This window comes from Arthrobacter sp. P1_D4 (assembly GCF_056406115.1).
This window is the reverse complement of sequence record NZ_JBFUAU010000020.1, coordinates 1-20993: the sequence shown is the minus strand read 5'-3', so window position 1 is coordinate 20993 and position 20993 is coordinate 1. Positions and strand designations below refer to the sequence as shown.

The window sequence follows — 20993 nt, the reverse complement described above, 5'->3', positions numbered from 1 at the left end:
CTCCCGGACGCTTCCAACCGCTAGTCGGCCTCGCCCGTTGAGCGTTCCCGCTCGGCGTCGTCGGCGTCGGCGTCGGTGTCGGCGGTGTCAGCGTCGTCGGCGTCGTCGTCGTCAGCGTCATCCTGCTGGTCGGCGTCGGACGCCTGCGACGGCGCTTCGGGACCGGACGGCGCCTCGGCAGCCTCGTCAGCCTGCGCGTCTTCCGGCCGGACCCGTTCGGCCCACGGAACCCAGGCCGGTGCCAGGATGGAGTCCTCGGAGGGCAGAAGGCCAAGTTCGTCCACCGTGACCACCTTGGAGCGCGAGTTGCGTGTCAGCACGGCGTACCACTGCCACCCCAGGTATCCGGGGAGCCTGGATTCGAACAGGTGGGTCACCAGGCGGTCGCCCTCGCTCCGGGCGCCGATGTGCTCGCCGATCTGCTCGGCGGGGGCAATGCCCTCCACCGCGGTGCGGGCGACGTCGACGGCTGCGGCCAGGAAGGCGTCAGGCTTGCCGGTGCGCCAGACGGGCACGCCGGCGCGCGGACGGATTCCCTGCTTGGGGCCGGTTGCTTTAGCCCCGGCGGGCGCTGCGGTTCCGGCATCCGGCGCCGGCAACTGATCAGGTTCCTGAGTCATCAAAAGCCTTATACGTCCAGCTCGTCGGCAACCTTACGGAGGGCCGCTGCGATCGCCTTGCCCTTGTTGCCTTCCGGGTACTTGCCCGCGGACAGGGTCCCGGACAGGTTATCCAGCACGCTGACGAGGTCCTGGACCAGCGGGGCAAGGTCCCTGGCGCTGGGCCGCTTTGCCTTGGCGATGGACGGCGTCTTGTCCAGCACGCGCAGGCCCAGGGCCTGGGCACCCTTGCGTCCGTCGGCTACACCAAATTCAACACGCGTGCCGGCCTTGAGCTCCGTAATGCCTTCGGGCAGCGCGGACTTGGGCAGGAAGACTTCCTGGCCGTCCTCGCCCGCGAGGAATCCGAAGCCTTTTTCCTTGTCATACCACTTGACCTTGCCGGTAGGCACGTAATCAACCTTCTTCGTTCTGCGGGGACACGGCCGGCGGTCACCGCATCCGCATGGATACGCGGGTTCAGGGTATGACTGCCCGGACCGTGTTGGTCTGTATCTCCAAGGTTATCCTGCCTGGTTCACTTTAACGGCTTGAGGCGCGGGCGATGCCGGACTGTTAGCGTTGCCCCCATGACACTGACGCGTTACCGGCGGCCTTTGATGATCGTAGCGGCCACCCTTGCTGTGCTGTCCCTCGTTGCCGTCGGCGCTGTCATGGCCATGGCCTTCAACAATGCCGTGGCGCCGGCCTGGATTACCTCGACGGCCCTTTACGGCCTCCCGGTGGCATTCCTGCTCATGCTGGCCCTCGTTGTCGACGCGGTGGCAGCCCGGCGCCGCCCGCGCGGGCCCGGCGAAAGGTAACGTTGGAGCGATGTCCCTCATCCGCGCGCTCAGCAAGGAACTTCAGGCACGAAGCGACGAATCGTTGCGGGCCCTGTTCTCCGCGCGGCCGGACCTGATTTCTCCCGGCGTCCCGGACTTCGCCGCCCTCGCCGCCCGCGCCAGCGGACGCGTCAGCGTGCAGCGGGCCCTCGAACGGCTCAACCGCCCGCAGATGCAGGTCCTGGAAACCCTGCACCTGTGCACCAACGCCGATACCGGGCACAGCGCGTCGGCGGCGATGCTGAAGAAACTGATCAACGGCTCCTCGGTTGCCGCCGTCGACCGGCTCCTCCATTCCCTGCAGGAACTGGCCCTCGTCCACCGCGCCGATCCGCCGCACGGCGCGACCCCCGCCGCCGCCAAGCAGCGCCACTACCTTCCGGTCGGCAGCCTCAAGGACGTGATTGGCATCTACCCAGCGGGGCTCGGGCGCAGCTACACCGAACTTGTGCGGCTCCAGCCTGCTTTTGCACAGCGCGTGGTGCAGCTGGTGGGGGAACTTCACCGCGCCGGGGCGTCCATCTCCCCCGCCACGACGCCGATGGAAGCCGCCCTGTCCCTGCAGCACTGGACGGCAACACCGGAATCGCTCCAGCAAATCCTGGCCTCCGCACCGGACCGGACCGCTGCCCTTCTGGCCCGCTTCGGGAACTGGGCCATGGGCGCCGTCCCGCAGGCGCAGCGCCGGGCGTCCGTGCTCCACGAAGGCGCCGACGTCGGCCCCGTGGACTGGCTGCTGGCGCGCGGGCTGCTGGTACCGCTGGACGCCGCGCACGTCGAACTGCCGCACAGCGTCGGAGTGTCGCTGCGCGGCGGGTTTGTCATCGAGAACTTTTCGCTCACGCCGCCCGTCCCCCGGCTGGGCAACACGAGCGCAGGGCTGCGCCGAAACGCCGCGTTGGGCGCCATCGCCGAGACGCTGCGGCTCGTGGGCGAAGTGCTCTACACCGTGCGCGAACAGCCGCTGGCGACGCTGCGCAGCGGGGGCGTCGGGGTCCGGGAGATGAAGCGGCTGGCGGATTCCCTGCGGATGGAAGTGCACGAGGCCGGTGTCCTCGCGGAGCTCTGCGGAATGGCCGGTCTGCTACGCCTGGACGTCGACAGTTCTGCGTGGGTGCAGCCGCCGCAGCTGGAGTGGCTGTCGCTGCCGCGGCAGGAGCAGTGGCTGTGGCTGGTCAACGCCTGGCTGGCCAGCGAGCGCGCACCGTCCCTCGTGGGCCAACCGGTGAATGCTGCCGCCCCGGGCCCGGCAGGGCACCGGGGCCCGGCAGGGACCACCATCAATGCGCTCTCCGCCGAGGCGCAGCGGCCGGACGCCCCGGTGGTCCGCAAAAGGGTCCTGGAAATCCTGCACGAACTCACCCTTGAGGCCGTGGCGCCCGACGGGCAGGCCCCGGTCCTCGATGCCGCCGCCGTGCTGGAGCGTGCCGAGTGGACGCAGCCCCGGATGGCCAGGCGCTTCAGCTCGCTGATCCGCGGCATCCTCGCGGAGGCCGAGATGCTCGGCCTGATCGGCTCCGGGGCGCTGAGCCAGCTGGGCGCCGCGATCGCCGCCGAGCAGCCGGACGACGCCCTGGGGATCCTGGGCGAACACCTGCCGGCGGCCCTGCAGCATGTGTTGCTGCAGGCGGACCTGACGGCGGTGGCGCCGGGCTACCTCGACCCCGAACTGAGCGAACGGCTCCTGACCATGGCCACGGCCGAAGGGCAGGGACCGGCCACCATCTACCGGTTCTCCGTCACCTCCGTGCGCCGTGCCCTCGACGCCGGCCAGGACGCCGCGGCGATGCTGGACTTCCTGCGCCAGCATTCGGCCACCGCCATCCCGCAGCCCCTCCAGTACCTCATCGAAGACACTGCCGCGCGCCATTCCCGGCTCCGGGTGGGGGCCGCGGCCAGCTTTATCCAAAGCGAGGACGAGGCTGCCCTGCTGGAGCTGCTCAACGCCCCGGCCGCGGCCGGCCTCGGGCTGGTGCGCATCGCGCCCACCGTGGTCGTCTCCCACGCCGCGCCCCGGGAAACCGCCCAGGCCCTCCGGGGTCTGGGGCTCGCCCCGGTCCTGGAGGAAGCTGCCTCCGCGATCGTCCGGCTGCGCCGCAGCACCCCTGCGCCCGGCAGCGGCCGGCCGGTCTACACGGCCCCGCGGACCGCTCCGCCGGAGGCCGACATCGAGGCCCAACTGGCCGTGCTCCGCGCCAACGGGTCCCGGGCGCCGGGCTCCGGCGCCCACCCGCCGGCGGCACCGGGCAGCGAGGAAGCGACCCAGCTGGGCCTCGAGACCCTGCTGAAGGCGATCCGCCTCAGGCAGCGGGTCATCATGAACGTCGTGGACAGCATGGGGAATGCCACCCGCGAGACGGTTGTTCCGGTAGCTGTGAATGGCGGGCGGGTGCGGGTGTTCGATCCGGACAAGGAGATCGAGCGGGTCCTGTCCATCCACCGCATTATCGACGTAGAAGCTACAGAGGAATTGTTCCAGTGAATGACGGGCCCCTGATCGTCCAGAGTGACAAGACCATCCTGCTGGAGGTCGACCACGAACTCGCAACGGAGGCCCGGCACGCCATCGCGGCGTTCGCCGAGCTGGAACGGGCCCCGGAGCATGTGCACAGCTACCGGCTGACGCCACTGGGGCTCTGGAACGCCCGGGCGGCCGGGCTGGACGCCGAAAAAGTGCTGGACACCCTGCTCACGTATTCCCGTTTCCCCGTGCCCCACTCCCTGCTGATCGACGTCGAAGAGACCATGTCCCGGTACGGCCGGCTCCGGCTGGAGAAGGACCCGCAGCACGGCCTGGTCATGCGCACCTCCGACTACCCGGTGCTCGAGGAAGTCAGCCGCGCCAAGAAGATCGCCCCGCTGCTCGGGCCACGGATCGACGGCGAGACGGTGGTGGTGCATTCCTCCCAGCGCGGCCAGCTCAAGCAGCTGCTGCTCAAGCTTGGCTGGCCGGCCGAGGACCTGGCCGGCTACGTGGACGGCACCCCGCACCCCATCATGCTCAACGAATCGGGATGGAAGCTGCGGCCCTACCAGCAACTGGCCGCGGAGAACTTCTGGGCCGGCGGCAGCGGCGTCGTCGTCCTTCCCTGCGGCGCCGGCAAGACGCTGGTCGGGGCGGCCGCCATGGCCACCAGCTCCACCACCACACTGATCCTGGTGACCAACACCGTCGCCGCGCGGCAGTGGAAGGACGAGCTCCTCAAACGCACGTCGCTGACCGAGGAGGAGATCGGCGAGTACTCCGGCTCCGTCAAGGAAGTCCGGCCGGTCACGATCGCCACCTACCAGGTCCTGACCACGAAGCGCGGCGGGCTGTACCCGCACCTGGAGCTCGTGGACGGCAACGACTGGGGCTTGATCATCTACGACGAGGTCCACCTGCTGCCCGCGCCGATCTTCCGGATGACGGCGGACCTGCAGGCCCGCCGACGGCTCGGGCTGACCGCCACGTTGGTGCGGGAGGACGGCCGGGAGGGCGAGGTCTTCAGCCTGATCGGTCCGAAACGCTACGACGCGCCGTGGAAGGACATCGAGGCCCAGGGCTACATCGCCCCGGCCGATTGCGTGGAAGTCCGGGTGGACCTGCCCCGCGACGAGCGGGGGGCCTATGCCATGGCCGAGGACGCCGACAAATACCGGCTGTGTGCCACCTCCGAGACGAAGACCCGGGTGGTCGAAGAACTCGTCGCCGAACACGCCGGGGAACAGCTCCTGGTGATCGGGCAGTACATCGACCAGCTCGACGAGATCGGCGAGCGCCTGGGCGCGCCGGTGATCAAGGGCGACACGTCGGTGAAGGAGCGCCAGCGGCTGTTCGACGCGTTCCGCGCCGGCGAGGTGCAGACCCTGGTGGTGTCCAAGGTCGCCAATTTCTCCATCGACCTGCCCGAGGCGTCGGTCGCGATCCAGGTCTCCGGTTCATTCGGGTCCCGCCAGGAGGAGGCCCAGCGCCTGGGCCGGCTGCTGCGCCCGAAGAAGGACGGCCGCTCCGCCCGGTTCTATTCGCTCGTGGCCAGGGACACCCTGGACCAGGATTTCGCCGCGAAGCGGCAGCGGTTCCTCGCCGAGCAGGGGTACGCCTACCGGATCATGGACGCGAAGGACGTCGGCACCGCTGGCTAGGCGGGTGCCGGGGATGCGGCCATGCAACACACAACCTCCATTCAGAAAACTCCCAGAGTCTGGGAGCATCATGGGAACATGAAGAAGAACGGTCCCGAAGCCAAGCTGCTTGTCGTCGATGACGAACCGAACATCCGCGAGTTGCTCTCCACGTCCCTGCGCTTCGCTGGTTTCGAAGTCGTCTCGGCCGGCAGCGGACGCGAGGCACTGGCTGCTGCTGAGTTGCACTCCCCCGATCTGGCGGTGCTGGACGTCATGCTGCCGGACATGGACGGCTTCACCGTTACCCGCCGCCTGCGCGCCGCCGGCAAGCACTTCCCGGTCCTGTTCCTCACGGCCAAGGACGACACCGAGGACAAAGTCACCGGCTTGACCGTGGGCGGGGACGATTACGTCACCAAACCGTTCAGCCTCGACGAGGTGGTGGCCCGCATCCGCGCCGTACTCCGGCGCACGCAACCCCAGGTCGACGACGACGCCGTGATCCGGGTCGATGACCTTCAGCTCGACGACGACGCCCACGAGGTCCGGCGCGGCGGGACCGTGATCGAGCTTTCGCCCACGGAATTCAAGCTCCTGCGCTATCTCATGCTCAATCCGAACCGGGTCCTGTCCAAGGCCCAGATCCTCGACCATGTATGGGAGTACGACTTCAACGGCGACGCCTCGATCGTGGAGTCCTACATCTCCTACCTGCGCCGCAAAGTGGATATCGATCCCGATGCCCCGGCACTGATCCAGACCAAGCGCGGCGTCGGCTACGTTCTGCGGACTGCCGAGAAGCGCTGACCTTGCTGTACCGCTGGAAATCGGCGTCGCTGCGCTCGCAGCTCGTGGCCATCATGATGGCGCTCATGCTGGTGGCCCTCACGGCTACCGGGGCGGGCACGCTGACGCTGCTGCACAGCTTCCTGCAGGGCCAGGTGGATGACAAGCTCCGGGCCGCCGTCGAATCCGCGCGCCAGCAGCAGTCCTTCAGCCAGCTGCAGGAGACCAACTCCACCGTTCCCACCGACTACTCGCTGATGCTCTTCAGCCCCGGTCTTCCGCCCTACACCTTCGGCGGCGACAAGGAATCCCACCCCGCGCTCAGCACCTTTTCCTCGGTCGAGGCCCGGGAACGCCAGCAGATGCCCTTCCAGGTCCGCGGATCCGAGGGCGGCAACTGGCGGGTCGTGGCCGTCAGCGTGGTGGACAACAACAACCGTGGCGCCGTCGTGGTGATCGGGCTGCCGCTGGACCCCGTGGATTCGGTGATGGAACACGCTGCCCTGGTGGTGGTGGGTGTGGGCCTGCTGACGCTCGTGCTGGCGTTCTTCATTGCCACCTGGACTGTTTCGCGGTCCTTCCGGCCGCTGGCCCGGGTGGAGAAGACTGCCGCCGCGATCGCCGCGGGAGACTTGTCCCAGCGTGTGGAGGTGGAGAACCCGGGCACGGAGGTGGGCCGGCTTGGGAGCTCGCTCAATGCCATGCTCGCGCACATTGAGACGGCCTTCGCCGCCAGGATGGCGTCCGAGGCGCGGATGCGGCGCTTCGCCGCCGACGCCTCGCACGAACTGAGAACCCCGCTGGTGACCATCCGCGGGTTCTCCGAGCTGTACCGGCACGGGGCGTTGTCCACTCCGGAAGACGTGGCCACGGCGATGGGGCGGATCGAAAGCGAAGCCAAACGCATGGGAGCCATGGTCGAAGACCTGCTGCTGCTGGCCAGGATCGACGAACAGCGGCCGTTGCAGCAGAAACCCGCAGACCTGCTGCTGCTGGCCAACGACGCCGTGGTGGACACCCAGGCGAGCGACCGCAGCCGCACCATCACCCTCACCGGGGTTGACGGCGCAGCCCCGACCGCCGCCCCGGTGCTGGGCGACGAAGCCAAACTGCGCCAAGTGGTCAGCAACCTGGTCGGTAATGCCCTGCGCTACACGCCGGAGGGCACCCCTGTCGAAATTGGCGTCGGGGTCCGGACCGCACCGGACGGAACACGGCAGTCCGTGATCGAGGTCCGGGACCACGGACCGGGGGTTCCGGATGACGAGGCGGCCCGGATTTTCGAGCGCTTCTACCGCGCCGACACCTCCCGGACCCGGGAGACCGGCGGCAGCGGACTTGGCCTGGCGATCGTGGCCGCCATCGTCGGCTCGCATTCCGGGTCCGTGCGGGTCGGGAAGACCGACGGCGGTGGTGCCACGCTGGTGGTCAGCATCCCGCTCCTGGACGAAGAGGCCACGGAACGGTCCACAGCGGACTTATCCACATAGGGGCCGACGGCGGTGTCCGGCCGGCGCGCCGCCCGCCTACGCTCGAGGTGTCCGGAAGATCCGGATGAGGCAGCCGCTCCCCCGCCAGCTCTCACCGAAAATGTCAGCGCAATACGTCACCGCAGACCCGCTGACGGTCACCGTGCTCCGCCGGGCCGCGGCCGCCTCCCGAGCATTCGAGAGGCCTTTCCATGAGCATCATCTCCGTCGATACGGAACTCCTCCAGCTGAAGTCCGCCAACGTGCAGGCCACGGTGGAGAGGATCAGCGCGGACGTCCACGCCATGAAACGGGGGCTGGACGAGCTCCAGGGCAGCTGGCGGGGCTCCGCGGCGACTAATTTCCAAACCCTCGTGGCCGAGTGGACGCTGACCCAGGGCAGGGTCGAGGCTTCCCTGGCGTCCATCAACCTCGCGCTGAACTCCGCTGCCGCCACCTATGCGCAGGCGGAACAGGGCAATGCGCAGCGCTTCACGTGAGCCGCACGCGCCCTCAGGCCTCGGGTGTGCCCTGGTGGAAGCGGAGGCGCCATTGCGCGCCTTCAAGGACCCACAGGGAGCTGCGCAGGGCCGATCCCTCACGGGTGTGGCTGCGGTAGGTCAGGAGGATGGTCTTCTCACCCAGCCGGTCCGCGCCCAACAATTCCAGCTCCACGGCTCCGCCCGGGTTGTCCTCGAGTGACATCATCATGGCGTCGCGGGTCCAGATCCGGCCGGAGCTGCCGATTTCGGTGAAGTCCGGGTGGAGCAGCACGCCCGTGCGGCCCAGGTCCGCCCGGGTTTCGGGGCGGAGCAGTTCGCGTTCGAGGGACTCGACGACGGCTTCGGCGCTGGCCTCCGCCCGGTCTACGGCACGTTCTTCTTCGAGTTCGCTGAAGAGGTCCGGTTCGTCGTAGGTCCCCGGCACGCCAAAGAGTTCCTGCTGGCCGGCTGGCGCCGGGGCTGCCTGCGGCCGGGCCGCGGGGGCGGCGTCCGCAGGGGTGGCGGCGGGCTGGGCGTCGGGATGCAGGGCGGCGGGCTGCATCTTGTCCTGCTGCATCTTGTCCTGCGGTGTCTTGCCCGCTGACGGTTCGCCCTCCGGGTTGCCGAACCCGGGACCCTGCCGGACGGCCACGCCCTGCTGGTACGCCGTGGCCGCTGCCCGGGCGCGGACGTCCGCCGCCTCGTTGAGCTCGTGCCCCGCGTGGCCCCGCACCCACTCGAAGGTGTACTTGCGGCCCACGAGCGCCTGGTCGATGTCCTTGAGGAGGTCCACGTTCAGCACCGGCTTGCCGTCGGCTTTGCGCCAGCCCTTGCGTTTCCAGCCGGGCATCCACTTGGTCACGGCGTTGATGACGTACTGGCTGTCGCAGAGGATCAGCAGGTCTTCCCCGGGCATGTGCGCCGTTTCCCGGAACAGGTCCAGCACCGCCATCAGTTCGCCCTGGTTGTTCGTGCCGTGGGGCCATCCGCCGGCCCGCCAGCAGTCGTCATTCACGTACCAGGCCCAGCCGGCCGGGCCAGGATTTCCTAAGGCCGAACCGTCGGCCGCTGCTGTAATCGTCACTGACCTATCCTGCCAGAACCCGCCGACACCCACCGACGCTCCCTTGGCCAGGTGCCGCGCTTAACCGGCGACGGCGGCCCCACCCGAAGGTGGGACCGCCGTCGTCGAACAGCCGGTGATGGCTGGCGCGGGTGGTTAGAAACCGCCCATGCCGCCCATGCCGCCCATGTCGTCGCCGCCGCCCATCGGGGTGCCACCCTTCTCGGGCTTGTCGGCTACAACGGCCTCGGTGGTGAGGAACAGGCCGGCGATGGAAGCCGCGTTCTGCAGGGCAGAGCGGGTTACCTTGACCGGGTCGTTGATGCCGGCGGCCAGCAGGTCGACGTACTCGCCGGTGGCGGCGTTGAGGCCGTGGCCTGCGGGCAGGCCGCGGACCTTGTCCACGACGACGCCGGGCTCGAGGCCGGCGTTGAAGGCGATCTGCTTCAGCGGGGCGTCGATGGCAACGCGGACGATGTTCGCTCCCGTTGCTTCGTCACCGGAGAGCTGCAGGTTCGCGAATGCCTTGGCGCCGGCCTGGATCAGGGCAACGCCACCGCCGGCGACGATGCCCTCTTCGACAGCAGCCTTGGCGTTGCGGACGGCGTCCTCAATGCGGTGCTTGCGTTCCTTGAGCTCGACCTCGGTTGCGGCGCCGGCCTTGATGACTGCAACGCCGCCGGCCAGCTTGGCCAGGCGCTCCTGCAGCTTCTCGCGGTCGTAGTCGGAATCGGAGTTCTCGATCTCGGCGCGGATCTGGGACACGCGGCCGGCGATCTGGTCGGCGTCGCCTGCACCCTCGACGATGGTGGTCTCGTCCTTGGTGACAACAACCTTGCGGGCCTTGCCAAGGAGTTCGAGTCCGGCGGTCTCAAGCTTGAGGCCGACTTCCTCGGAGATGACCTGGCCACCGGTGAGGATGGCGATGTCGGCCAGCTGCGCCTTGCGGCGGTCGCCGAAGCCCGGAGCCTTGACGGCGACGGACTTGAAGGTGCCACGGATCTTGTTGACGATCAGGGTGGCCAGGGCCTCGCCCTCGATGTCTTCGGCAATGATCAGCAGCGGCTTGTTGGACTGCATGACCTTTTCCAGGACAGCAACCAGTTCCTTGACGTTGGAGATCTTGGAGTTGACGATCAGGATGTACGGATCCTCAAGGACCGTTTCCTGGCGCTCGGCGTCGGTGACGAAGTAGGCGGAGATGTAGCCCTTGTCGAAGCGCATGCCTTCGGTCAGCTCCAGCTCGAGGCCGAACGTGTTCGACTCCTCGACGGTGATGACGCCTTCCTTGCCGACCTTGTCGAGGGCTTCGGCGATCAGGGCGCCGATCTCGTTGTCGCCGGCGGAGATGGACGCGGTGGCGGCGATCTCTTCCTTGGTCTCGATTTCCTTGGCGGAGGCCAGGAGCTCGATGGTGACCGCGTCAACAGCCTTCTCGATGCCGCGCTTGAGGGACAGCGGGTCAGCGCCGGCCGCGACGTTGCGCAGGCCTTCCTTGACCAGGGCCTGTGCCAGCACGGTTGCCGTGGTGGTGCCGTCGCCTGCGACGTCATCCGTCTTCTTGGCAACTTCCTTGACCAGCTCGGCGCCGATCTTTTCGTAGGGATCGTCCAGCTCGATCTCCTTGGCGATGGAAACACCATCGTTGGTGATCGTGGGGGCGCCCCACTTCTTTTCGAGGACGACGTTGCGTCCCCGCGGGCCGAGGGTGACCTTGACGGCGTCGGCGAGGATGTTCAGGCCCCGCTCAAGACCGCGGCGTGCCTCTTCATCAAATGCAATGATCTTGGCCATAACGGCAGTAGTCCTTTCGGGACAGTCGTTAAGAATGAACCTTCGCTGTGGTGCCCGCGACGGACGATCCCAACCCCGCGGCCTCTGTATGCCGCCGGGTCCGGGATCTCACCCCAGCAAGGTGTTTCTTTAGCTCCTGGACCGGCTGCCCCACTTCGCGGCCGGGCGGACCGGGCGTCGTGTTAGCAGTCAGTGCGCTGGAGTGCTAAATCAATAATTAGCACTCCCCCGGGGAGAGTGCAAGCAGTGGCCGGCCGGAACCGGCCGCCACGCGGGCACAATACGCTACCAGCGATCAGCCGCCGCTGCTGCTCGCGGCTTCCGTGCCGTCCACAGTGGGCAGGTTGTCCTCGCCGTAAGTCGAGACCATGTAGTTCGCTTCGGTGATGTCGCCGTGGGCATCAAAGTTGATCCGTCCGGACTGGCCGTCGTAGTCGGGCCGCTGGCCTGCCCGGAGGACGCCGACGCAGTCCTTGTAGCTCGTGCATGACTTGCTGGGCGGCTGGCTGCCGCCGGCCCCCGTTCCGCCTGCCGCGGGGGTTCCGCCGGAGACCGCGACGAGGGACGCTGCGATGGAGGTCCCGGCGTCGTCCTCTGCTGCGGCGGCGGCGACGGCGGCCAGGACGACGGCGTCGTACGTCTCGGCGGCGAACACCATGTCCTTCAGCCCGGGATCAACGGCCACGAGGTCCGCCTGGAAGGCGGCGGAGGGAAACACGCCGGGCAGGATCCCGCGTGCACCCTCGAGCGCCCGGGCGCCCAGGCCAGCGCCGTACTTGCTGACTGCTCCGTCGCTGAGGACCAGCTTCTTGCCGGCGAGGCCGGCGTTGTTCAGCTCGGCGATGGCGCCCTGTGCGCCGTCGCGCGAGACCAGGATGACGGCGTCGGGGTTGGCGGCCTTAGCGGCGGCGACAGCCTGCTGCGCCTGGCCGGGGGTGAACTCCGCGTCCGCCACGACTTCGAGTCCGGACTGTTTCGCCGCGCCGCCGACGGCGGCGGCGACGTCTTTGCCGTAGTCGCCTTCCTCATGCAGCACCGCCAGGGTCCTGGCACCGCCGTCTTTGACCAGTTTGGCGAGGACGGAGGCCTGGGCGATGTCGGCGGCCGAGGTGCGGAAATAGTAGCCGCCGCTCTTGTAGTTGCTGAGCCCGGCGGCGGTGTTGGCCGGGGAGATCACGGCTACCTTGGCGTTGGCCAGCACGTCGATGGCGGCCGGGGCACGGCTGGAATCGGTCGGGCCGATCACGACGTCGGCCTTGGCGGCAACCAGCGCTTTCGCCTGGGCGGCGGTGTCCGTGCTGATGGTTTCCGGCAGCAGCTCCACCGGTCTGCCTTTGTGCCCGCCGGCAGCGTTGATCTCCTTGACGGCAAGTTTGGCCGCCGCGAGCTCGGAAGCGTTGAGGAAGTTCTGCTTGCCCGTGTTGTCCAGGATCAGGCCGATGCGCAGGGTGCCGTCACCGCTGGCGTCCGCGCTGGCCACGCGGGCGCTGCCCGCCGGGCCCAGGCAGCCCGTCAGGGCCAGGGCCGCTACTGTGCCCGCCGCCAGCGCGCGGCCCAACGGCAAATGACCTCCGCGGCGCCCGGCCGCGTTCCTTGGGGCGTTCGTGACGGCAGCCAGTACCACTAGGCGGGCCGGACGCTTTCGGCCTGCGGGCCCTTTTCGCCCTCGCCGACTTCCAGTTCCACCCGCTGGCCCTCGTCCAGGGCGCGGTAGCCCTCCCCGACGATCGCGGACCAGTGCACGAAGACGTCGTTCTCGGAACCGTCCACGGAGATGAAGCCGTAGCCCTTTTCGGCGTTGAACCATTTGACGGTTCCCAGTGCCATGGTGTCCACACTTTCAGCTAGCTTGCGTGCGGCCCACCTCGATGTGCGCCGCGGACTGCGAAGAGAAATCCGCAGATACTGTACCCACAGCGTCCCCCAGGAACGCCGGCGGCGGGCAGGGCCGCCGCCTAATAGTTATTGAGGCGTAACCGGATTGGCTACTGGTAGCCGGGGCCGAGCACGACGACAAGGGGCATGTTGAACTCGGCAGAGTCCACGAGGGTGTCCACGCCGAGGAGGGCTCCGAGTGCCTCCGCATTGTCCTTCTGCTCGACGCCGCTGTAGAAGATCACCGACGTCTGTTGCGGGACACCGCCCCAGTTGCCTGTCTCGCCCAGGACCCAGCCGTCGGAGGTGACGGTGCCGCCGACGCGGGTGGCGAGGCCGGCGGTGGTGGTCGCGTTGTAGATCGTCACCGGCTGCGTCTTGTCGACAGCGGCGGCTGTGGCGCTCGGCGTAGCAGACGGCGAAGCCGCCGGCGCGGCGGCGTCCGTGCCGGCCGGCTCCGGGCTCGTCGGCGTGGGACCGGGGCTCACGGTGCTCGTGGCGGACGGGCTGCTGCTGGCAGATGCGGACGGGCTGGCACCGGCGGTCACGGCCGCGGCCTGGCCTGCGGAGAAGCCGAGCTTCGGCAGGATCAGGAAGGCCACCAGGCCGATGGCCAGGGCTACGCAGCCGGCCGCCAGGATCGGCGCCAGGCTCCGCCGCCGCGATGCCGCGACGGCCCGGTGGACTCCCTGCCGGGCAGAGGTCTCCGGGACCCGATCAAATTCATCCCGAGCGTATTTGGTCATGGTAAAACGACGTCCTTGCTGATTTCATACGGGGTGCCCGAGGCCGGAACGGACGCAACAGGACGTGCGCATCCGGCTGCTCGTGACGCGACTTTACGAATCTGTTCCCAGACGACGGGCAGTGCGGGCACGTTGGCGTGATGTACGTAGTCTACGCAATCTCTTGACCAGCATGGGATCGTGGGCCAGCGCATCCTCGGTATCGATGAGGGCATTGAGGATCTGGTAGTAGTGCGTGGCGGACAGATCGAACAGCTCGCGGATGGCCTGTTCCTTGGCCCCGGCGTACTTCCACCACTGCCGCTCCAAGGCCAGCATCTGCTGGTCGCGGGCGCTCAGCGCAGACTCCGCCGACACCCCGTCCGGGCCCGCGCCGGCGGTTGGGAAGACGGCAGAATCCCCCGCGAGCACGTGCTCTTGCGCTGTTTCGGCCACGACACACTCCTGGTTGATTCCGAAAAACCTGGCTGGATCCGGTAAAAAGTCAGTCCCCATGCTACGGCCGAATGACAGGGTTGTCATTCGGGAGGGCGCAGAAACGGGCCGCAGCTGGGGAAGAATGGGTGCTGTGTTTGATGCCGAGTTTGACCCCGCCAGTGAACCCGACGCGCTGTTCGAGCTGGAGCCCGCAGCCGCGGACACCCTCAGCTTCGCGGACCTGGCCCGCCGGCCGCTGGACGCGCTGGTTGCTCCGGACTGGGCGGAGCCGCTGGCGCCGGTGAAGGCGCAGTTGCGCGAAGCCCTCGCCTTTGTCGCGGGCGAAGTGGCCGCCGGGCACGGCGTACTGCCCTCGCCGACAAACCTGCTGCGGGCTTTCCGGCAGCCCCTGGCCGGCGTCCGCGTGCTGGTGGTGGGCCAGGACCCGTATCCGACGCCGGGGCACGCCGTGGGGTTGTCCTTCGCCGTGGACGGCGCCACCCGGCCGATCCCCCGCAGCCTGGCAAACATCTACAAGGAACTTCAGGCCGATCTCGGCTTCCCCCCGCGCGTCCACGGGGACCTCAGCCACTGGGCTGACCAAGGCGTACTGCTGCTCAACAGGGTGCTCAGCGTCCGTGCCGGCGCGGCGGGCTCGCACCGGAACAAAGGCTGGGAGGCCGTGACGGCGGCGGCCATCCGGGCCGTCGCCGGCCGCTCGTCCGTATCCGGTGCGGGCCATGCCCCCCTGGTGGCGATCCTGTGGGGGAAGGATGCCGAGTCCGTGCGGCCGCTGCTGGGGTCCGCCGCCGTGATCGCCAGCGCCCACCCCAGCCCGCTATCGGCCTCGCGCGGCTTCTTCGGGTCCCGGCCCTTCAGCCGGGCCAACGCCCTGCTGCTGGAACAAGGCAACGGGACGGTCGACTGGGAGCTTCCGCCGTTGCCGTAACAGGCCTCCGCGCAATGCTCCCGCCGGGGGTTCTTGGTTAGGCTTAGCTGCATGACATCCGTCCCCGCAGCCACCACCGCCACCCGGAACTCGCGCCCCCAGACCGATCTGACGGTCCTGCGCAGGGAGCAGCTCTCCCCGTACATGGTCCGGATCATCGCCGGGGGCCCTGGCTTCGCCGGGTTCGTCAACAACGACTATGTGGACCGGTACGTCAAGATCGTCTTTCCGCAACCCGGCGTCGAATACCCGGATCCGCTGGATTTGTGGGCCATCCGGGAAACCATGCCGCGCAGTCAGTGGCCGCACACCCGGACCTATACGGTCCGCTGGGTGGACCCGGCGGCGCAGGAACTGGCCATTGACTTTGTGATCCACGGCGACGAGGGGCTCGCCGGCCCCTGGGCGGCTTCGGCCCAGCCCGGCGATCGCCTGACTTTCACCGGCCCCGGCGGCGGGTACAACCCGGATCCGGCCGCGGACTGGTACCTGTTTGCCGGCGATGAATCAGCGTTGCCGGCCATCGGCGCGGCGATCGAATCCCTGCCGGAGGATGCCCGCGGCCTCGCCCTGCTCGAAGTGGACAGCGACGCCGACGTCCAGGCCATCGCCGGGCCGGCCGGCGTCGAGCTGCGCTGGCTGCTGCGCGGCGGCGCCCCCGCCGGTGAGAGCGAACTGCTGGTCACGGCGGTGCGCGACGCCGAGTGGCCCGAGGGCCGGGTGCAGGTCTTTGCCCACGGCGAGCGGGGCTACATGAAGGGCCTCCGGGACGTGTTCTACGTGCAGCGCGGGCTGGAGCGGGCCCAAGTGTCCCTCTCGGGCTACTGGGCCAAGGGCCGGGTGGAGGACGACTTCCAGGCGGAGAAGAAGCTGCCGATAGGCAAGATCTAACGGCGCAAGATCTAACGGCGCAAGATCTAACGGCGCAAGATCTAGCAGAGCAAGATTTGGCGCTGCGGAGCTTCCCCACCTTTGCCACCACGACGCCGGGACACGCCGGCGCGGCGGGCCGACACACCGTCGCGTCCCGGCAAAAGTGGGGAAACCCGGCGCCTTAGGGGACCCGGACGGGCATTCCTCGCAAGATCTAGCGGCGGCGGGCCCTGCGCCGTTCGTTGCTCGCCAGGCTCCGCGTCAGGGGCCGCGCCAGGGTGTCGCCGAGCACGATGCCGGCAGCGACACCGAGCACGATGGCCCCGGCGTTGAGCATCCCGCCGGCGCCCATGAGAATCTCCGATTCCTCGATGGTCAATACATACATCGACCGGAATATAGTGAGCCCGGGGAGCAGGATCAGCGCAGCGGGAACGGCCACCACCAGCTGTGGGGCGCCCATCCGGAGGGCCACGACGCGGGCCAGCAGGCCGATCACCACGGCAGCGAGGGCCGGGGCGAAGCGGGATCCGATGCCCAGGGCGTCGCCGCCGATGAGGACCAGGTAGCCCACCACCCCCACGGCCGCAGTCGGCAGCAGCAGCTTCCAGCTGGTCTGTTCCGTGATGCCGATCATCAGCACCGCAATGGCGATCAGGATGACGATCACCCACAAGTCATACTTGGGCGGGAATGTTTTGGTGACGTCTATGGGATCCATGCCGGTCATGTCCCCCACGACGAAGCCGACGGCGATGCCGGCGACCAGCGCCCCGAAAGTCAGCATGGTGGACAGGAACCGTCCGGCCGCCGTGACGGGGAAGCCGTTGATCGCATCCTGCACCGAGGACACCAAGCGTCCCGTCGGCAGGAGCAGCAGGATCCCGCCGACCACCACGATTTCGGGGGCAATCTGCACTCCCAGCGGGCTGCCGAAGCGCCACAGCAGCAGGGCGATAATGGTCACCAGGAACGAACACGAGGCAGTGATGAAGAAGTCCGGCGTACGCCAGCGGCCCAGCTGGCGGGCCAGCAGGCTGACCAGAAGGTTGGAGAGGAACGCGACGACCGAGGCGCCCAGTCCGCCGCCCAGGACACCGACGAAAACGGCAGAGAACACGCCGAAGGCCACGGTGACCATCCACCGCGGGAACGGCTTGGCGCTGCGGGTGATGTCCTCAAGCCGGCGCACGGCTTCCTCGCGGCCGACGCCGCCGGCCACGATGTCTGTCACCAGCTGGTGCACTTGCGAGAGGCCCGCGTAGTTGTTGGTCCAGGACCGCACCACCCGCAGCAGTGAGATGGGCGTCTGGTCCTTGGGTGCGTAGTTGATGGCCACCGACTGGTTGGTGATGTCCACCTCGATGTTCTTGAGGCCAAGCGCGGCGGTGATGGCGATGATGCTGGTCTCGACTTCGAGGGCGCCGGCCCCGTACCGGAACATGGATTCGGCCAGCTTCAGGGCGAAATCGATGGTCTTGCGGGCTGCGGCATCCACCCCGCCAACCTGAATCATCGGGTTGGCGTAGGGGCTGCCGGCGAGCCGGTCGACGATGCTCATCGGCGCGGTGGGCGGGTTTTCGCCCTGGACCAGGCGGCGCAGCATTCTCTTGGCGGCGGCGTTCTGGCGCACCTGCATGGCCGACATCGGCTGGGTCCGGGGCAGGCCGTCCGTGGGTGGCCTGCGGTGGCCGTCGGTTCCGTTGTTCATTCCGGCCTCCTCACTGTCCTGGCTGACCTTGATTGTCTTTGGCTCGGTTTAGTAAAACTGCTGGCCCGTGCGCCGGGTGTAGACCTGGCGTGCGACGCGCTCCCCCGCCGTCATCCAGGCCTTGTACTTCAGCGGGCTCAGAACCTGGTCATAGCAGCCGACGAAGTCGGTCACGGTCTTGCTGAAGCTGGTCTTGAAGAGCCCCAGCCCATGGAACGGGTTCGACGTGTCCTTGAGCTTGTGGCTCGGCGGCGTGCCGCAGAAGTCGTATTCGGTGCAGCCGAGGTCCTTGACCTGGTTGATCGCGGTCCACTGCACGAGGTGCGAGTCACCGTACTGGCCACGCTTCTGCAGGGAGCCGCCGTCCTTGTACGTTCCCTTGCGGCCGTAGTTGATCACGAACGCGCCCACCGAGGGCACCCCGTTTTCGTACACGAAGAGCAGCCTGCCCTGGTCCCGGGCCAGGAAGTTGGTCCAGAACTGGCGGTAGTACTCGTACTCGCGCACCCGGACCTGGGACTTGGCTTCCACCGTGGTGGTCATCAGGGCATACATGGCCCGGAAGTTCTCTTCCGTGGGCTCGACGTTGTGGACTTCCACGCCCTCGCGGATGGCGCGGCGCACGGCGTTGCGGCCCCGGGAATGCAGGTTGCGCAGCAGCTGGTTTTCCTCGGGCGCAATATCGAGCAGCGCCGTGGAGTCGTTCGGCTGCAGGTTGTGCGTCTTGACCAGGCCGGCGCCCTCAAGGATCCGCGCGGCGTCGTCGGACAAGACAACATCCGGTTCGATCTTGATCGCGAAGACGCCCAGCTTGGCCCTTTTGACGAAGTCCGCGTTAGCCGCGACGATCCCGGGGATGTCCTCGACAGACGCCACGTCGGGTCCCTTGATCAGGTACCAGAGCTTGCCGAGGACCGGAAAGGACTTCTCCAGGACCAGGTTGTAGCTCGTGTAATCGGCCGACTCGTACACCAGGTGCAAGGGCTTCCAGCCAAAGTGCTGTTTGACCTCGGCGAAGGCTTCCGATTGCAGGAGATTGCCGCCGTTGGGGTTCGCGGTGACGTGGGCATCCCAGTTGGCAATCTCTTCGGCAGAGGCAAAACGGGCAGTGAATTCTCGCAAGGGTGCGGTATCCAATCATTGCGGTACGAGCTTCGGCGGCATGCGAACATGCAGCCCCAAGTCTATCGGTCCGCACCCTGCCGCCGGTCCGGGTCAGGCGGTTACGCTGGTCTCATGCACGCTCAGCAACAACCGCTGGAAGGCCGTCCCGGGGCGCCCGGCGGCCACTCTAAGGGCGTCGGAAGCGGCACGGGCGGTGGCTACTCCCAGGTGGTCGCGCTGCTGCTGTTCCTCGCCGCGTCTGCGCTCGTTGCGGCCTTGGGCGGCCTGGCCACGGCCAACCACGTCAACGGCTGGTACGCCACCGCGGACAAGGCCCCGTGGTCCCCGCCGAACTGGGTTTTCGGGCCCGTCTGGACGGTCCTGTACGCCGCCATGGCCGTCGCGGCGTGGCTGGTCTGGCGCAGCCGCGCCCCGGGGTCCAAAGCGGCCCTGACAGCCTACGGCGTGCAGTTGGGGCTGAACCTGCTCTGGACGCCGGTCTTCTTCGCCCTGTACCCGGCGCTCGGGACGCCGGCGCTGTGGATCGCGTTCGGGATCATCGTGGCTTTGGCCGTAGCCGTGGCCGTGACGGTGGTGCTCTTCGGACCGATCAGCCGGACAGGTGTTCTTGTCAATAGGGCAAGGGTGAGCGGTCCAGGGCTGGTTTGTCTTGGACCGCTCTTTTCGTATCCGTTCTTCGGCGTCGTCCGGTTGGCTGGCGCGTCATGTTCGACGAGGGAGCGCTGTCTGGCTGATATGCGCGGGTTGGTTACCGCAGGACGAGGTGTTCGGCTGGAGGGGTGCCGCTGGTCTAGGAATGTCGGGCGTCACCGGTGTTAGCCGGTTGTCCATAGTTGTGTCGCGGGTCTCCTCCACGCTGCCGGGCCTTGGGGTCGGGGCCGGGAACGGTACGTCTAGTCATCCGTCCATGGGTGTTCCTTTTGGACGGGGGCTGCCAGGGACCAGCACCAGCCGGCCAGTTCCCGGGCGATGGCGACGTTGGCGATGACCCGGCGTTTGTGACGGGTTTCGAACTGTTCCCACTTGTGGTGCAGCCGGTGGTTTCCCTGGTGGCCGCGGACCCGGGACGCTTCGTCGGCTGCATCCCAGCGGGAGCGCATGTCACGACTGGCATTGTTGTACGGGCGGCGGTGGTGCCAGGCGGCCTCGACCAGCAGACGGCGGGCATGGGTGTTCCCGGTCTTGGTGATCGCGCCCTGGGACCGGGACGCACCCGAGGAATGCTCCGAGGGGACCAGGCCCAGATACGCGCCGATGGTGGAGCCGGTGAAGCGGTTCCAGTCGCCGATCTCCACCGCGAGCCCGAAAGCGGTCAGCACCGAGACACCGCGCAGGCACATCAGGGCCCGCACCACCGGGGCATACGGTTCCGTTGCCGCCATCGCGGTGATCTTCGCATCCAAACGATTTCTGCGGTCCAGCGTCAGTTCCGCCATCTCCAGGCCGGCCTCGTATGCGGCCTGCAGGGCAGGGTCATCGAAATGTTGCCGGTGCAGCCAGGTGTGGTGGGCGTCGGTCCAGGCCTGGCCGCCGGAGTAGACCAGGCCGTGGCGCAGCAGAAGCTTGGAGACCCGGTGCCGTGCTCTCATCAGATCCGCCCGCACGTCCTCGCGGGCACGCACCAGATCCCGGGCGGCCTCCTGGGAAGGGCCCGGGACCCGCACCGGGGTGATTTGCCCGAGCAGGGCCAGCCGGGCGAGATGTTCGGCATCCCGGGCATCGGTTTTCACCCGGTCTCCGGGAGGGCGCTGGAGCTTCGACGGCGCCGCGACCACGCATTCAATCCCTGCCGCATTCAGAAGCCGGGCAAGACCGAATCCGGTGGGTCCTGCTTCATAGACAACCAGGACCGGGCTTGGTAACCGGGCTACCCACTCGGCGATCCCGGCATCGTTGGCGGCCAGGCTCTGGCGCAGAATTTCGCCGGTTTCGCGGTCGATCGCGCAACCCTTGACACTGCGCGCATGGACATCCAAACCGACGTAGGTACGCTTGTTCATGGCTGGAACCTCCAGACGTTCAAATGTGGCTCTACCAGTCCACACCCGCACCAGAATGCGGAACAGACCGTGGGCCGGCAACCCACGAATCTCTTTGAACCCGGGGTTCCAGTCCTACTTCAGGCAACCACCACACTTCATATTGTCTAGGG

General features: G+C 67.9%; 19 protein-coding genes and 1 pseudogene. 9 read left to right on the top strand and 11 right to left on the bottom strand.

Going from position 1 to position 20993, the window contains the following annotated elements; translation table 11 throughout:
• Nucleotides 1–20 precede the first annotated feature (20 nt).
• Together AC1D0A_RS18355 and AC1D0A_RS18350 are read right to left on the bottom strand one after the other, a co-directional pair.
• Nucleotides 21–620, bottom strand: coding sequence for a DUF3027 domain-containing protein (locus tag AC1D0A_RS18355; protein WP_476946482.1), 600 nt, complete (start codon nt 618–620; stop codon nt 21–23).
• An 8-nt stretch (nt 621–628) separates the two neighbouring features.
• Nucleotides 629–1012, bottom strand: a complete 384-nt coding sequence (locus AC1D0A_RS18350) for a cold-shock protein (RefSeq protein WP_018776003.1) — start codon at nt 1010–1012, stop codon at nt 629–631.
• 177 nt (nt 1013–1189) lie between these two features.
• Here AC1D0A_RS18350 and AC1D0A_RS18345 point away from each other — a divergent pair, with 177 nt between their 5' ends.
• From AC1D0A_RS18345 to AC1D0A_RS18320, 6 genes are all read left to right on the top strand, one after another.
• A complete protein-coding gene (locus AC1D0A_RS18345) occupies nt 1190–1423 on the top strand; it encodes a hypothetical protein (protein WP_079555362.1) in 234 nt (77 codons plus the stop codon).
• 10 nt (nt 1424–1433) lie between these two features.
• On the top strand, nt 1434–3926 hold the full coding sequence (locus AC1D0A_RS18340; RefSeq protein WP_243181624.1) for a helicase-associated domain-containing protein: 2493 nt from the start codon (nt 1434–1436) through the stop codon (nt 3924–3926).
• Complete coding sequence (locus AC1D0A_RS18335; RefSeq protein WP_476946481.1) at nt 3923–5569, top strand: DNA repair helicase XPB; 1647 nt, start codon at nt 3923–3925, stop codon at nt 5567–5569. The genes AC1D0A_RS18340 and AC1D0A_RS18335 overlap by 4 nt, the downstream gene beginning before the upstream one ends.
• A 78-nt stretch (nt 5570–5647) precedes the next feature.
• Nucleotides 5648–6358 carry a response regulator transcription factor gene (locus tag AC1D0A_RS18330; RefSeq protein WP_018775770.1) on the top strand — a complete coding sequence of 237 codons (711 nt, stop codon included), beginning with the start codon at nt 5648–5650 and terminating at the stop codon, nt 6356–6358.
• A gap of 2 nt (nt 6359–6360) precedes the next feature.
• The gene (locus AC1D0A_RS18325) at nt 6361–7827 is read left to right on the top strand and encodes a sensor histidine kinase (RefSeq protein ID WP_476946480.1); all 1467 of its coding nucleotides are present in this window, start codon (nt 6361–6363) and stop codon (nt 7825–7827) included.
• Nucleotides 7828–8018: 191 nt separating this feature from the next.
• On the top strand, nt 8019–8306 hold the full coding sequence (locus AC1D0A_RS18320; RefSeq protein ID WP_028276951.1) for a WXG100 family type VII secretion target: 288 nt from the start codon (nt 8019–8021) through the stop codon (nt 8304–8306).
• Between the two features lie 13 nt (nt 8307–8319).
• On the opposite strand, the gene AC1D0A_RS18315 is transcribed toward AC1D0A_RS18320, so the two are convergent.
• From AC1D0A_RS18315 to AC1D0A_RS18290, 6 genes are all read right to left on the bottom strand, one after another.
• Nucleotides 8320–9372 carry an RNase H family protein gene (locus AC1D0A_RS18315; protein ID WP_476946479.1) on the bottom strand — a complete coding sequence of 351 codons (1053 nt, stop codon included), beginning with the start codon at nt 9370–9372 and terminating at the stop codon, nt 8320–8322.
• A 135-nt stretch (nt 9373–9507) separates the two neighbouring features.
• Nucleotides 9508–11145 (bottom strand): chaperonin GroEL, encoded by a 1638-nt coding sequence (groL, locus tag AC1D0A_RS18310; RefSeq protein ID WP_243181627.1) that lies wholly within the window; start codon nt 11143–11145, stop codon nt 9508–9510.
• A 295-nt stretch (nt 11146–11440) separates the two neighbouring features.
• Complete coding sequence (locus AC1D0A_RS18305; protein ID WP_476946478.1) at nt 11441–12709, bottom strand: ABC transporter substrate-binding protein; 1269 nt, start codon at nt 12707–12709, stop codon at nt 11441–11443.
• Nucleotides 12710–12768: 59 nt separating this feature from the next.
• On the bottom strand, nt 12769–12972 hold the full coding sequence (locus tag AC1D0A_RS18300; protein WP_028276955.1) for a cold-shock protein: 204 nt from the start codon (nt 12970–12972) through the stop codon (nt 12769–12771).
• A 158-nt stretch (nt 12973–13130) separates the two neighbouring features.
• Entirely contained in the window at nt 13131–13766 is a 636-nt protein-coding gene (locus AC1D0A_RS18295) for a LytR C-terminal domain-containing protein (RefSeq protein ID WP_476946477.1), read from the bottom strand.
• Between the two features lie 93 nt (nt 13767–13859).
• Complete coding sequence (locus tag AC1D0A_RS18290; RefSeq protein WP_476946476.1) at nt 13860–14201, bottom strand: DUF3263 domain-containing protein; 342 nt, start codon at nt 14199–14201, stop codon at nt 13860–13862.
• Nucleotides 14202–14325: 124 nt separating this feature from the next.
• On the opposite strand from AC1D0A_RS18290, the gene AC1D0A_RS18285 reads away from it, so the two are divergent.
• Nucleotides 14326–15132, top strand: a complete 807-nt coding sequence (locus tag AC1D0A_RS18285; protein WP_476946475.1) for a uracil-DNA glycosylase — start codon at nt 14326–14328, stop codon at nt 15130–15132.
• 51 nt (nt 15133–15183) lie between these two features.
• Nucleotides 15184–16023 (top strand): siderophore-interacting protein, encoded by an 840-nt coding sequence (locus AC1D0A_RS18280; protein ID WP_476943725.1) that lies wholly within the window; start codon nt 15184–15186, stop codon nt 16021–16023.
• Nucleotides 16024–16219: 196 nt separating this feature from the next.
• On the opposite strand, the gene AC1D0A_RS18275 is transcribed toward AC1D0A_RS18280, so the two are convergent.
• Nucleotides 16220–17716, bottom strand: coding sequence for a threonine/serine exporter family protein (locus tag AC1D0A_RS18275; protein ID WP_243181630.1), 1497 nt, complete (start codon nt 17714–17716; stop codon nt 16220–16222).
• Between the two features lie 48 nt (nt 17717–17764).
• Nucleotides 17765–18838: a lipid II:glycine glycyltransferase FemX gene (locus AC1D0A_RS18270; RefSeq protein ID WP_243181631.1), complete on the bottom strand. Its 1074-nt coding sequence runs from the start codon at nt 18836–18838 to the stop codon at nt 17765–17767.
• A 114-nt stretch (nt 18839–18952) separates the two neighbouring features.
• Here AC1D0A_RS18270 and AC1D0A_RS18265 point away from each other — a divergent pair.
• A pseudogene (locus AC1D0A_RS18265) lies at nt 18953–19453 on the top strand (TspO/MBR family protein); the annotation flags it as partial.
• 281 nt (nt 19454–19734) lie between these two features.
• Here the strand turns inward: AC1D0A_RS18265 and AC1D0A_RS18260 are convergent.
• Nucleotides 19735–20841, bottom strand: coding sequence for an IS110 family RNA-guided transposase (locus AC1D0A_RS18260; RefSeq protein ID WP_476944688.1), 1107 nt, complete (start codon nt 20839–20841; stop codon nt 19735–19737).
• Nucleotides 20842–20993 lie beyond the last annotated feature (152 nt).